This window comes from Winogradskyella thalassocola (genome assembly GCF_900099995.1).
GTDB lineage: Bacteria > Bacteroidota > Bacteroidia > Flavobacteriales > Flavobacteriaceae > Winogradskyella > Winogradskyella thalassocola.
In genome coordinates, this window is record NZ_FNCZ01000003.1 from 289216 (window position 1) to 301425 (window position 12210).

Sequence of the window (12210 nt, forward strand, 5' to 3'; positions counted from 1 at the left end):
TATTGGTTGGTCATTTTTTAATTAATCCAGCCTTTGGAAATCGAATTCTTAGCATACCAGATTAAAAAAATACAGACTACTATTACTAATATTGGCATTACTAATGCTGCTGTGTTCATTTCAACATTCATAAATAAATAGATGTGTTGAACTATAGCACCTAATGCCGAAATAATAAATAAAGTATAAGCCCATTTTTTTCTAATTAATAAGGCAATGCATCCCAATGCTCCGCAAAATACAGCTAAAGCAAAAGCGGCTGTATACCAAGCAGGATATTCTACCAAAAACTCGGCTTGCTGCTCTGTTGGTAATTGCGCAATAATTTCGTCGGTCATAAAGGCTCTACCTATGTAAGCCAAGACACCTGCGCCATTCCATAACAATGCTAATACACTGATAACCCAAAAAGTAATAGGCGGTTTGTTGCTGAAATTTGTCATAATAATTGATTAATTAGTTAAAAATTGGCACCAAAAAAGCACCAAATGAATCAACAATGTATGAAAAATTTAAGGAATAGTAATTTACTTAACAACGTTAAAGTAAACTATAAGTCTTTTTAAATCTTATTCCGCAACGTGAAGTTTTGGGTCTTTATCTACAAATTTCCCATTAACAGATTCTCCTAAAATGATAACTTCTTTAGAGCGCTCGTACATTTTTATAGCACGATGCATCTGTAATTTAGTCCCACTGTATAGTTTTACACCTGATTTTGAGCCTTTGTTTCTAATCTCAATATAGAAACCATCCTTTAGTGCTGTTGGTCTTGTTGCTGGTCTACCCATAAATATAATGTCTGTTTTTTAAAGTAGTGCATAATAGGGAAAAATATTGCAACTCACAAGTTTATTCCAAAACAATTATCAACCAAACTTTATTCGATAATTTAGGCCTTTAATACGTGATGAATGAATTGTTTTATGATACTATGTTCATATAACTTTAGTGGATATGATTATAAGAATTCATTCCGAGAAGTGAAATGTCATTTTTAAAAGATTAAAAGACTGTATTAATAGATGTCTTATATTGATTAGCGTTAAAACTCATAGGATAAGAGCAAATTTTATGAAGTTATCCTATAGATATTTGCATGTAAGTTAGAAAATCGAAAAATTTAATTCATACATGAGAGAACAATTCAATACAGCACTAGGAAATTTAATAGATAAATTAATTGGTTGGTTTAATGCCATAATAGAGAATATTCCAAATTTTATTTTAGCAGTTTTAGTAATGATCGCAGCTTATTTTGCTGCTAAATATGTCAGCAGATTGGTTAAACGAATCGTCTCAAATCGTATTGAACAAGATTCTATTAAAAACGCTATGGCTAGAGTAGTGGCTGTATTGGTTGTGGTTTTAGGTCTATTTATAGCTTTAGGAGTCTTAAATTTAGGAAAAGCTCTTACATCTCTGTTGGCTGGAGCAGGGGTCGTAGGTTTAGCTATTGGTTTGGCATTGCAAGGCACAATTGCAAATACATTTGCCGGACTTGTTTTATCGTTTAGAAAGAAAATTCAAATTGGGAACTGGGTTGAGACTTCAGGGTTTTCGGGGGAAGTTATTGATATTAACCTTAAAGATTTTACATTAAAAGAGGCGGATAATAATATTGTAATTATTCCTAATAAAACAATTTTAGATAATCCAATGAAAAATTACTCGCTCACCACTAAAATGAGAATTTTTTTGGAATGTGGAGTGGGTTATGAGTCGGATTTAGAAAAAGTGCAACAGCTCACAAAAGAGGTTATTGCAAGATCTTTTGACCAAGTAAAATCAGCTGATGATGTAGAGTTTTATTATACAGAGTTTGGGGATAGTTCTATAAACTACTTATGTCGATTTTGGATCGATGCAGATAGTATGCTCGAAAAAATGAGAGCAAAAACAAAAGCCATTATAGAAGTCAAAAAAGCATATGATGCTGAAGGTATTAATATTCCTTTTCCTATTAGAACCTTACAATTTGGTAATAAATTAGATGTGCAATCAGCGGAACAGAAAACGTCAGTACCAAACAACTAAGAATATCTAAAGCGAGTTGTTCTTTTCAATTGAGTCAAAACTCTTAGGATAAGAGCAAATCACATCGTATTTGATTGTAGATATTTGTAATATAAATTAACCATTAAAACCAAAAACAATGAAAAAATTCAGTTATTTATTTATAGCCCTATTTAGTTTAAGTTTAATGACAACGAGCTGTAGAGAACAAAAATCTACAGGCGACAAAATAGAAGATGCTGTTGACGATGCAGGTGATGCAATCGAAGATGCTGCAGATGATGTTGAAGACGCAGTAGATGATAATTAATAATTAGCATTCTAAATATTAAAGTAAAAAGCCATCGTTTAGATGGCTTTTTATATTTTTATAAAAATTTAAATTACCATGAGCCATTCTATCCCTAAAGAAACCTTTACCTTTTTTAATAAACTCGAAAAGAACAACGATCGTGATTGGTTTAATGAACACAAACCCGAATTTAAAGCAGTTGAAACAAAGGTGAAAGCCGCATTTAATCATTTGGGAGAAGTAATGAGCGCTCACGATCAAATTGAAAAGATTAAAATATTCAGGATTTATAGGGATGTACGTTTTTCTAAAAACAAATTGCCTTATAAAACACACTTTGGTGGTTCGTTTGCAAGAAAGAAACCTGAGTTAAGAGGTGGCTATTACGTACATATTCAACCAAACAATGAATCTTTTATAGCCACAGGTTTTTGGGATCCAAGCAAAGAAGATTTATTGCGAATTAGAAAAGAATTCGAAATGGACGATAGTGAAATGCGTGCCATTTTAAAAGATAAAACATTCAAAAATATTTGGGGCGATTTTACAGGTGATGAGTTAAAAACCGCACCCAAAGGTTTTGATAAAGAACATGCTGCCATAGATCTAATTAGAAGAAAGCAATTTATATTCGTTAAAAAATATACTGATAAAGAAGTGCTTGCAGATGATTTTCTTGTTGATGTCAATCAAGCTTTTAAGAATGTTAGACCCTTTTTTAACTATATGAGTGATGTGCTCACTACTAATTTAAACGGTGAATCTATATTATAATACGTCTTTTATAACGTAGCTTTTGTCGTTAAATTTAAATTGATCCTCTTTCTTGCGATTTTTAAGGAGTTGACCTAAGGGAGAGGCTAAAGAAATAATGTAATATTCAGATCCTTCCACTTCGACTTTTCCTAAGCTTAAAGCAATATAAAAAGTCATACTATCCGTTTTTACCAAACTGCCTAAAACAGCATTGTCAGAAACCAAATTAGGACGAACCAGTTTTAATTGTTCTCGCATTTTATTCGCATCATTAAGATAATTCATGTTTTTTTCTAAATCATCTAATAATTTAGAGTTTCCTGAATCATCTTCTTCATTGCTTACTTTATCATTGTTTTCAATAGATTCCTTAATTAATTCTATCTCATTTTTGTAACCTAATACACGTTTGTCTGCATAGTTTGTACAAAGTTCTAATAATTGTGTTTTTATGTTCATTAAGATTGAAGCTAAACTTCCTGAAGAATTTCAGTTGGTGTAAATAATTGAATACTTTGAATTAAGCGCTCTTTTACAATAGTCATCATACGTTTATTTAAAGCCGATGAATTTTGAATATAAAGTTCATATTCTTCAACTGTAAATTGGCCAATAATCATTCCCTTTAAAGCGTTTCGGAATTTAATATCCTTCTGTATCGCATTTGAAATATAGTTGATTTGTTTTTCTAATGATAAATCAGAGAAAACATTTTTGTGTTTGACGATATAATTTTTAAAAACTGCAATTAATAAATTGTGTTGTAACTTAATTATAGGTCGTAAGGTTTTATTCTGAAATGCTTCCTCCGTACTTGTTTCATCATGTATTTTAGCAGATGAAATTTCGGGTCTAATAGATAGTAGGTTATTAAAACGTGTCGTCATAATGTAATGATTTAAGGATTAATTCTGAATTAAAATTAATCAAATAGCGAGTATGTCTTTTTGTATAGATATTATCTTGTTAACGTTCTTATTAACATTTCGTATTCTAATATTGTTAAATCGAATGGAGCTACAATCGAATACTACGTTCTAAGTTTTATCTTTGAATGAATTATTAAACGTACTACTATATTTAATAAGTGAATTGCTATCTAATTGAATCTAGACAATTGAAAATTAATCCCAATAAATAATTACTACATATGAGATTTCACACCAGAAAATGGGTTAAGCCCGAAGATTTAAATCCTAACGGTTCTTTATTTGGAGGACAACTTTTAGCTTGGATAGATGAAGAAGCTGCGCTTTACACTATTATTCAATTCGAAAATTCTAAAATTGTAACCAAGTTTATATCCGAAATTAATTTTATGAGCTCTGCGGTACAAGGAGATATTGTTGAATTAGGTATAGACGTGATTAAGTTTGGTAAATCATCGCTAACATTAAAATGTGAAGCCAGAAATAAAATGACAAGAGAAACCATATTAACCGTCGATAATATAGTTATGGTTAATTTAGGAGCTGACGGTAAACCAGCACCACACGGAAAAACTCAAATAGAGTTTGTTAAAGATAGATTATAGAATCGTTAATCCTTGTTTCCTAAAGAAAGCTCGTAAATTTCTAAATCAAAATATTTTACAGAAGCTAACACGTGATCAAAGATATCTCCTAATATATATTCATAGTTTTTCCAACGCTGATCGCTGCTAAATGCATAAATTTCCATAGGAATACCTTGTGATGTAGGCTCTAGCTGACGCACCATTAAGGTCATGTCTTTATTGATGGCAGAATGATTTTCAATATACGTTTGGAGATATTTTCTAAAGACACCAAAATTGGTAAGGTTTCTACCGTTGATTAAAACAGTCTTATCTATATTGTGTTGCGCATTAAAGGTTTTAATTTCTGTGGCGCGTGTTTTTAAGTATTCAGAAATTAATTGAATTTTCTCAAAACGTAGAATATCTTCATCATTAAGGAAATTAATGGTAGATGTCTTAATGATAACGGAACGTTTTATACGTCGTCCGCCAGAATCCATCATACCTCTCCAGTTCTTAAATGAATCTGAAATTAAAGCATAGGTAGGAATTGTAGTGATCGTTTTATCCCAATTCTGGACTTTTACAGTCGCTAAATTAATTTCAATAACATCACCATCTGCACCGTATTTTTCAAAGGTGATCCAATCCCCAATTCTTACCATATCATTTATGGACACTTGAATACTGGCAACAAACCCAAGGATTGTATCTTTAAAAATCAATATTATAACAGCAGAAGCAGCACCTAATGTTGTTGCGAATTTTATGAATGAAACACCTGTTACAATTGCTAAAATTGAAAAGAATCCAAGTAGCCAAGCAAAGATCATAAAGACCTGAACGTAACTATCTATTGGTTTGTCTTTATAGGCGTCTAAAGTTTTTAGGTAATCTTTTATAGAACTTAGGAAACTTCTAATGATTTGAAGCGTCAGAATAATAGTGATAACCTTTAGTGTTTTTTCAATAATATTCTGTGCAACTTCAAAATCTGTAAATACCTGAGGTACAAACTCTATTAGAATTAATAAAGGAATGATATGGGCAATATTTCTAGGTAATTTATTGGTGATTAAGATGTTATCAAAATCCGTTTTAGTCCGTTTAGCGACACTAGATGAAAATCGCCATAGAAATCGTTTTGTAATATAATCAACTACAAATGCAATTAGTATTAAGGCTAAAAGAAGTCCAAGCATATTGAGATATACTGCGGCATCTTCAGATAAACCTTTTTCTATTAAAAAATCGTATAGAGTATGTCTTATGTTAAGCACGTTTTTTGTTTAAGTATTTTTTGTCAATATAAAAGGTTCCAAAAGGAATAATAGAAGCCAATAACACAAACCAGAATGTTCGTGTTGGCCATTTCATATCCGAGCTAATTAATACAGCAATCACAACATAAGCCATAAATAAAATACCATGTGGCATTCCTAATAATTTCACATATTGAGGGTCTTCATAAACATATTTTATTGGTGTTGCTATAAAGAGTAATAAGATATAAGATATACCTTCTAACAACGCTACAATCCTGAAAACTGGTAATAATTTTGGCATAACATTAAATTTGCTGCAAAAGTACTTTAGAATTAATAAATAAGAGCAGATTTTAACAGCTTTTAAGAAATTACTAAAAAACTAAAATTCTATTATTTATATTTAGCAGTATTTTTAATTAATCAGCTTTCTATCCATGAGAAAAATTCTAACATTAACGCTTTGTTCATTTATCTTATTATCTTGTGCAACTGCGCAATCTGTAAGTAAAAAGAAGGAAAATAATCAATCGGAACCACTAAAATTACAAACACCTAAAAAGTCTAATGATAAGATTAAAGACTACGATAAAGTCATCACCAAAGATGCCATTTCTGATAAAGGGTTGTTTGATGTGCATTTGGTAGGAGATAAGTATTATTTTGAAATCCCAATGGAGCATCTCAATACAGATATGTTATTGGTGAGTCGTTTTGCGAAATTACCATCAAATTTAGGTGGTGGTTATGTTAATGCGGGTACAAAAACGAATACAAGAATGATTAATTGGGAACGTTTTAAAAACAAAATTCTCATTAAGGAAATATCATCAAGTGCTGTAGCTGCTGACAGTTTGCCGATTAATGTTTCCGTAAAATCTAATAATTACGAGCCGACATTATATGCCTTTGATATTGCAGCATTTTCTAAAGATTCTTCGTCAGTCGTTATTGATGTAACAAGCTTTTATGGATCAGATGTAAAAGCCATTAGCGGATTAGGGTCGCGATTACGGTCTACTTATAAAGTGAAAAATTTAGACAAGTCAAGAAGCTTTATTAATTCTGTAAAAAGCTTCCCTGAAAATATTGAAGTGATTCAAGACTTTACTTATAATGCATCTAATCCTCCAGTAAATACAGGAGATGAAACTATTAGTGTGCAAATGAATCAATCTATGATTTTACTACCAAAAATTCAAATGCAACCGCGTCTTTTTGACGAGCGTGTAGGTTGGTTTACTTTGAGCAAGTATGATTATAGTAGTGAGGAATTAAAATCGGATAGAAAAACCTATTTAAGACGTTGGAAATTAATTCCAAAAGATATTGAAGCTTATAATAGAGGAGAACTCGTAGAACCTATAAAGCCTATCGTTTATTATTTAGATCCTGCAACACCGATGAAGTTTCGTTCGTACATGAAAGAAGGCATTGAGCTTTGGCAAAAGGCTTTTGAGGCCGCTGGGTTTAAAAATGCCATCATCGCAAAAGATCCACCAACTAAAGAAGAAGACCCAGATTTTAGTCCTGAAGACATTAGATATTCTGTAGTAAGATATGTCGCGAGTACCACGAGAAACGCAACAGGACCTAGTGTTTCTGATCCTAGAAGCGGTGAAATTATTGAAAGTGATATTATTTGGTATCATAACCATTTACGTTCGTACCGTAATCGCTATTTATTAGAAACTGGTGCTGCAAATCCGTTAGCAAGAACATTAAATACTCCTGATGCCGAAATTGGAGAAATGATGAAAATGGTTATTGCACACGAAGTTGGCCATACATTAGGTTTACCTCATAATATGAGTGCGAGTTATGCTTATGATGTTGAAAGTTACAGAGATGGAGACTTCACGCAAAAAAATGGAATTGCAGCTACCATCATGGATTATGCACGTTACAATTATATTGCACAACCTGGTGATGAAAATATTCGATTTGTAAGACAATTAGGACCTTATGATGACTATGCTATTAATTATGGTTACAGATATATTAACGACGCCAAATCTGCAGAGGATGAAAAATCAACTTTAAATAGTTGGGTTTTAGAAAAGGCTGGTAATCCTATTTATAAATTTGGAGGTCGTGGTAGTTATGATCCTACAGCACAAACTGAAGACATTGGAAATAATAGTATAAAAGCGAGTACATACGGGCTTAAAAATTTAAAAATTGTCGCTAAAAATTTACCAAGCTGGACGAGTGATCAAACGAATAACTATGAAGATTTAGAAGAGCTTTATGGTGAATTGTTAAGTGTTTGGAGTCGTTATGTCGGTCACGTGGTTACTCATATTGGTGGGGTAGTGGAAGAGACTAAAAATCCTTCTCAAGAAGGAGATGTTTTTAATCCAATTTCTAAATCAGATCAGAAAGCAGCGTTGAGCTGGTTGCAAGAAAATGCTTTTGAAACACCAAATTGGTTAATAGATACATCGATTCTTCAGAATATAAATTACGCTGGTTATACAGATCGTATTCGAAGTTTACAAGCGAGACACTTAAATAATATATTAGATTTTGAGCGTTTAGGCCGATTGATAGATCATAACGCATTAGATGCTAAAAATTATTCAGCATTAGAATTATTAAGTGATTTAAGAACTGGAATTTGGTCTGAAGCAAAATCAGGAGCCAATGTTTCAGTTTATAGACGTAATTTGCAGCGTGTTTATTTAGATGCGATGTTCGAATTAATGACAAAAGATTTAGATCCCAATCGTAGCCGACAGTATTATAACGTTAATCAATCTGATGTTAGAGCTTTGGTTAGAGGTGAGTTAAATGTTCTAAAACGTATGCTTACTTCAGCATCTAAAACCAATACAAATACAGAAACTAAATATCATTATCAAGATGGTATTGAACGCATTAATACTATTTTAGACCCAAAATAAGAATTTACACCCATGAAAAAATTAATTTTATTAGTCCTACTTTTTAGTCTTTCCGCTTCAACTTTGGTGATAGCACAATCAAAAACAAGTCAAAAGGAAACACTGGCATCAACCTATCATAATTCTAAAACTGCTGTTAAATCGCAGCACTATCAATTTGTTGCAAACGTAATACATAATAGTCAAGAACGAGAAATACTAGATGGAGCTATAAACGAAATACGTATTAATAAGTTAGACGTATCTGGGCAATTGCACGGTTTTTCAAAGGATAAAACTATTTATACTTTAAAGGATAGCAATAGTAAAATTGAAACAGCATTCAACGATGACAACCAACAAATTTCAATTGCTATAAAAACTAAAGCTTATAGTATAGCGATTGAAGTAAAACCAAATGGCAACGCTTTCTTGACGTTAACAGGAACCGATAGTTCTAAATTATTATATACAGGTAGATTAGTTAAATTATAAGTTTTATAATTTCGATGGTTTGTTTAGTCGTTAATTGAGAAATATCAGTGAGAAAATTGATGATTAATTAAGATTAAAGGATATAAATATTGAGTAAAAACAGTCTAATCATAAGCCTAGAGTAGATTTAGTCATTGTTTATAGAATTTAAAATTTAATATTTGGTATAGATATTGTATCTTTGTAATCGGTTCATTGAAGATATACTGCACAAATAACATTATTCTTATAGTTATTGTACTAGATTTTAATACTATTCATTGTTAAGTTGATTAACTTGTTTGCATTATAAATATTTTCAAAAGCACACACACATATTAATTTTTAAAACTACGAATGGCTAAATCACAACAGACTTTTAGTAAAAGTGAAAAAGAAAAAAAACGATTAAAAAAGCGAGAAGATAAGCGTAAGAAAATGGATGCGCGTAAACTCGACAGAGATGAAAATGGAACAGGCGGAATCCCGATTGCTTATGTAGATCATAATGGTAATCTTACGGATACTCCTCCAGATCCAACAATGAAGGTGAAGGTAAAAGCTGAGAATATTGTTCTTGGTATTCCTACAAAAGAAGAATCAGACGAAGAACCGTTTGATCCAATCAGAAACGGAAAAGTTTCTTTTTATGATAACTCCAAAGGTTTTGGTTTTATTATAGATACAGAAACAAATGAAAAGCATTTTACACACGTCAGTGGTATTATTGACGAAATAGCAGAAAACGACAAAGTTACTTTCGAATTAGAGAAAGGACAACGTGGAATGAATGCTGTTAGAGTAAAGCAAGCAGAATAATTTTCAAAATTCACAATAAAAAAAGCCATTATAGTTCTACTATAGTGGCTTTTTTTATTTTAAGAAATTCGGCTTTCTACAATTATATTTAAGTTTTAAAAACCGACCTATTGAAAACTTCGTAGGTAGAGAAACAATTAATTTAAAACTTAAAAGATGAAAACGAAAACATTTATTTCAACAGTATCATTTGCTGTCGCATTATTATTTGGAACTACAGTAATGGCTCAAAGTAAAATGGAAAAGGATACAAAAATGGTAGGAGGTGCCGAAATGTACCCTTCTAAAGATATCATTAGTAATGCTGTAAATTCTAAAGATCATACAACCTTAGTTGCTGCAGTAAAAGCTGCAGACTTAGTAGAAACATTACAAGGAGATGGCCCTTTTACAGTGTTTGCCCCAACGAATGCCGCATTTGATAAATTGCCAGAAGGTACTGTTGCAACCTTATTGAAGCCTGAAAATAAAGGGAAACTTCAATCCGTATTAACGTACCATGTGCTTGCTGGTAAATTTAGCGGAAAAGATATTATGAAAACCATTAAAAAAGGAGGTGGAAAAGCAACATTTAAAACAGTAAATGGCGCTATGCTAACAGCTATGATGGATGGAAAAAGTCTCATATTAAAAGATGAATCGGGTAATAAATCGATGGTAACTATAGCGGATGTTAATCAATCTAATGGTGTTATTCATGTCGTTGATACAGTTGTATTACCTGGAATGTAAAAGATGATTTTGGTTGGATAAAGAATTAGTTTAGAATTATTGGTTGGTGTTAATACTAATTCTTTGAAGCACAAGTTTAAACACTTGTGCTTTTTTTATATCTTTAAGTCTCACTTTATAGACATTGTATGAATCCTAAAATAATAGAATCTTCTGAAATAAAAATCCTAGGATTATCCACAACAATTAAATTACATGAACAACATAAAATCGTAGCACTTTGGAAACAGTTTATGCCAATAAAATATGAATTAGAGATCTTTGTTTCTGAAGAATTTATAGCCATGCAAGTTTTTAGCTTGCAGAAAAACGGTGAACCAGAAGAAGACTTTGAAATTTGGGCATGTGCAGAAGTCGAAGATTTTAATATAATGCCACAAACCCTGAAAAGTTTCACAATTCCTAGTGGTAAATATGCTGTGTTTATGCATAAAGGTATGGATGCCAGTCTAACGTATCAAAACATCATGACCAAATGGTTACCAACATCTGGTTATGAAATAGATAATAGAGCACATTTTCAAGTCATGGGGGAAAAGTATAAAAATGGAAGTCCAGATTCTGAGGAGGATTTTTATGTGCCGATAGTAACAATAAAATAGTGAAAGTAAGGTTTCATTTTATGTTGGTAACGATAAAAACATGTAATTGAATGAAAATTATAAAATCTATTTTAATGATAAGTTTGTGTTTTCTTTTAACGTTACAATCGTGTAAAGAAGCAGGAAGTAATTTATCTGAACCCGTTTTAAACCTAAAAGGTTTAGCTATTCTTGAAGGAAGCTCATCATCTATTCAGTATTCACCTAAAGGGAATTTTATTCATGTTAAACTTCCGGATTCAGGATTATGGCAGTATTTAGTACTTAAAGAATCAAATCAATTTATTGGTTTTAAGTTGTTTTTTTCAGATGAAGATGAAAAAAGAAGCTTACTCTATGATAATTTATCTTTTGGTGAATATCAAATAGAATATATTTCTGAATTGAGAGATACTATAATAGAAAAACTAGAATTTAATAAGAGTATTGAATTAGAATTCCCTCAAAAATTGAATGAATTTTATAATCAAATAGGTCTTGAAGAACTAAAAAACAGTAGTTTTAGAAGAAATGATACATTACAATTATTATATCAAAGTTATGGGTGTTTTGGCGGTTCTGAAACATTAGTAGAGTTCTTATTTAAGGATACTAATGAGATTAGTTTAAGAAAGAAAGATGGTTTAGGTTCTTCCCTAGAAAAAAATACTGATTGGGTTTATATTGAAAACTTAAGAATTAAAGAGAGTCTCAATCAGTTTATATCCAAGTCGAAAAATCTAGTTCATTCGGAGTTAGATTTATGTTCGTCTGATATGATTTATACTTTTAGAAAAAAACATACCAATTCTATAGCTGTGATAAATGATAAATCTTGTGAATTAATAGAAGACATTGAGCACATTTTATACCCTAAACAATCTTATTAATT

The 12210-nt window shown here is 31.3% G+C and carries 16 protein-coding genes; 10 read left to right on the top strand and 6 right to left on the bottom strand.

Translation table 11 applies throughout. The features are described from left to right. Positions 1-17: 17 nt before the first annotated feature. Together BLT80_RS10470 and BLT80_RS10475 are read right to left on the bottom strand one after the other, a co-directional pair. Positions 18-443, bottom strand: a complete 426-nt coding sequence (locus BLT80_RS10470) for a hypothetical protein (protein ID WP_092467678.1) — start codon at positions 441-443, stop codon at positions 18-20. A gap of 126 nt (positions 444-569) precedes the next feature. After that, on the bottom strand, positions 570-791 hold the full coding sequence (locus tag BLT80_RS10475; protein ID WP_092467680.1) for a hypothetical protein: 222 nt from the start codon (positions 789-791) through the stop codon (positions 570-572). Positions 792-1134: 343 nt separating this feature from the next. Here BLT80_RS10475 and BLT80_RS10480 point away from each other — a divergent pair, with 343 nt between their 5' ends. The 3 genes from BLT80_RS10480 to BLT80_RS10485 all read left to right on the top strand — a co-directional run bounded on the left by BLT80_RS10480 (position 1135) and on the right by BLT80_RS10485 (position 3082). Continuing rightward, positions 1135-2037: a mechanosensitive ion channel family protein gene (locus tag BLT80_RS10480; RefSeq protein ID WP_092467683.1), complete on the top strand. Its 903-nt coding sequence runs from the start codon at positions 1135-1137 to the stop codon at positions 2035-2037. 118 nt (positions 2038-2155) lie between these two features. Next, entirely contained in the window at positions 2156-2326 is a 171-nt protein-coding gene (locus BLT80_RS20080) for a hypothetical protein (RefSeq protein WP_175455588.1), read from the top strand. Between the two features lie 78 nt (positions 2327-2404). Continuing rightward, complete coding sequence (locus tag BLT80_RS10485; RefSeq protein ID WP_092467685.1) at positions 2405-3082, top strand: DUF2461 domain-containing protein; 678 nt, start codon at positions 2405-2407, stop codon at positions 3080-3082. On the opposite strand, the gene BLT80_RS10490 is transcribed toward BLT80_RS10485, so the two are convergent. Next, positions 3077-3523, bottom strand: coding sequence for a hypothetical protein (locus BLT80_RS10490; protein WP_092467688.1), 447 nt, complete (start codon positions 3521-3523; stop codon positions 3077-3079). The two genes, BLT80_RS10485 and BLT80_RS10490, sit on opposite strands and share 6 nt — an antisense overlap. Before the next feature lie 11 nt (positions 3524-3534). Further along, positions 3535-3951, bottom strand: coding sequence for a glyoxalase (locus BLT80_RS10495; protein ID WP_092467690.1), 417 nt, complete (start codon positions 3949-3951; stop codon positions 3535-3537). A gap of 263 nt (positions 3952-4214) precedes the next feature. On the opposite strand from BLT80_RS10495, the gene BLT80_RS10500 reads away from it, so the two are divergent. Next, entirely contained in the window at positions 4215-4598 is a 384-nt protein-coding gene (locus BLT80_RS10500) for an acyl-CoA thioesterase (RefSeq protein WP_092467692.1), read from the top strand. Between the two features lie 5 nt (positions 4599-4603). Here the strand turns inward: BLT80_RS10500 and BLT80_RS10505 are convergent, their stop codons facing one another. Then, positions 4604-5842 carry a mechanosensitive ion channel family protein gene (locus BLT80_RS10505; RefSeq protein ID WP_092467693.1) on the bottom strand — a complete coding sequence of 413 codons (1239 nt, stop codon included), beginning with the start codon at positions 5840-5842 and terminating at the stop codon, positions 4604-4606. Further along, on the bottom strand, positions 5835-6128 hold the full coding sequence (locus tag BLT80_RS10510; RefSeq protein ID WP_092467695.1) for a DUF3817 domain-containing protein: 294 nt from the start codon (positions 6126-6128) through the stop codon (positions 5835-5837). The genes BLT80_RS10505 and BLT80_RS10510 overlap by 8 nt, the downstream gene beginning before the upstream one ends. A gap of 136 nt (positions 6129-6264) precedes the next feature. Here BLT80_RS10510 and BLT80_RS10515 point away from each other — a divergent pair, with 136 nt between their 5' ends. The 6 genes from BLT80_RS10515 to BLT80_RS10540 all read left to right on the top strand — a co-directional run bounded on the left by BLT80_RS10515 (position 6265) and on the right by BLT80_RS10540 (position 12208). After that, positions 6265-8733, top strand: coding sequence for a zinc-dependent metalloprotease (locus tag BLT80_RS10515; RefSeq protein WP_092467697.1), 2469 nt, complete (start codon positions 6265-6267; stop codon positions 8731-8733). Between the two features lie 12 nt (positions 8734-8745). Then, positions 8746-9207 carry a hypothetical protein gene (locus BLT80_RS10520; protein WP_092467699.1) on the top strand — a complete coding sequence of 154 codons (462 nt, stop codon included), beginning with the start codon at positions 8746-8748 and terminating at the stop codon, positions 9205-9207. Between the two features lie 336 nt (positions 9208-9543). Next, positions 9544-10005: a cold-shock protein gene (locus BLT80_RS20295; RefSeq protein WP_092467701.1), complete on the top strand. Its 462-nt coding sequence runs from the start codon at positions 9544-9546 to the stop codon at positions 10003-10005. A 156-nt stretch (positions 10006-10161) separates the two neighbouring features. Continuing rightward, positions 10162-10737 carry a fasciclin domain-containing protein gene (locus tag BLT80_RS10530; protein WP_092467703.1) on the top strand — a complete coding sequence of 192 codons (576 nt, stop codon included), beginning with the start codon at positions 10162-10164 and terminating at the stop codon, positions 10735-10737. Positions 10738-10865: 128 nt separating this feature from the next. Then, complete coding sequence (locus BLT80_RS10535) at positions 10866-11339, top strand: GyrI-like domain-containing protein (protein ID WP_092467705.1); 474 nt, start codon at positions 10866-10868, stop codon at positions 11337-11339. A gap of 50 nt (positions 11340-11389) precedes the next feature. Next, positions 11390-12208, top strand: coding sequence for a hypothetical protein (locus tag BLT80_RS10540; protein ID WP_092467707.1), 819 nt, complete (start codon positions 11390-11392; stop codon positions 12206-12208). The last annotated feature ends 2 nt before the right edge of the window (positions 12209-12210 follow it).

Bases quoted from the DNA above. Each gene is read 5' to 3' on its own strand.
- BLT80_RS10470 (WP_092467678.1), bottom strand. From the start codon at position 443: ATGACAAATTTCAGCAACAAACCGCCTATTACTTTTTGGGTTATCAGT.
- BLT80_RS10475 (WP_092467680.1), bottom strand. From the start codon at position 791: ATGGGTAGACCAGCAACAAGACCAACAGCACTAAAGGATGGTTTCTAT.
- BLT80_RS10480 (WP_092467683.1), top strand. From the start codon at position 1,135: ATGAGAGAACAATTCAATACAGCACTAGGAAATTTAATAGATAAATTA.
- BLT80_RS20080 (WP_175455588.1), top strand. From the start codon at position 2,156: ATGAAAAAATTCAGTTATTTATTTATAGCCCTATTTAGTTTAAGTTTA.
- BLT80_RS10485 (WP_092467685.1), top strand. From the start codon at position 2,405: ATGAGCCATTCTATCCCTAAAGAAACCTTTACCTTTTTTAATAAACTC.
- BLT80_RS10490 (WP_092467688.1), bottom strand. From the start codon at position 3,523: ATGAACATAAAAACACAATTATTAGAACTTTGTACAAACTATGCAGAC.
- BLT80_RS10495 (WP_092467690.1), bottom strand. From the start codon at position 3,951: ATGACGACACGTTTTAATAACCTACTATCTATTAGACCCGAAATTTCA.
- BLT80_RS10500 (WP_092467692.1), top strand. From the start codon at position 4,215: ATGAGATTTCACACCAGAAAATGGGTTAAGCCCGAAGATTTAAATCCT.
- BLT80_RS10510 (WP_092467695.1), bottom strand. From the start codon at position 6,128: ATGCCAAAATTATTACCAGTTTTCAGGATTGTAGCGTTGTTAGAAGGT.
- BLT80_RS10515 (WP_092467697.1), top strand. From the start codon at position 6,265: ATGAGAAAAATTCTAACATTAACGCTTTGTTCATTTATCTTATTATCT.
- BLT80_RS10520 (WP_092467699.1), top strand. From the start codon at position 8,746: ATGAAAAAATTAATTTTATTAGTCCTACTTTTTAGTCTTTCCGCTTCA.
- BLT80_RS20295 (WP_092467701.1), top strand. From the start codon at position 9,544: ATGGCTAAATCACAACAGACTTTTAGTAAAAGTGAAAAAGAAAAAAAA.
- BLT80_RS10530 (WP_092467703.1), top strand. From the start codon at position 10,162: ATGAAAACGAAAACATTTATTTCAACAGTATCATTTGCTGTCGCATTA.
- BLT80_RS10535 (WP_092467705.1), top strand. From the start codon at position 10,866: ATGAATCCTAAAATAATAGAATCTTCTGAAATAAAAATCCTAGGATTA.
- BLT80_RS10540 (WP_092467707.1), top strand. From the start codon at position 11,390: ATGAAAATTATAAAATCTATTTTAATGATAAGTTTGTGTTTTCTTTTA.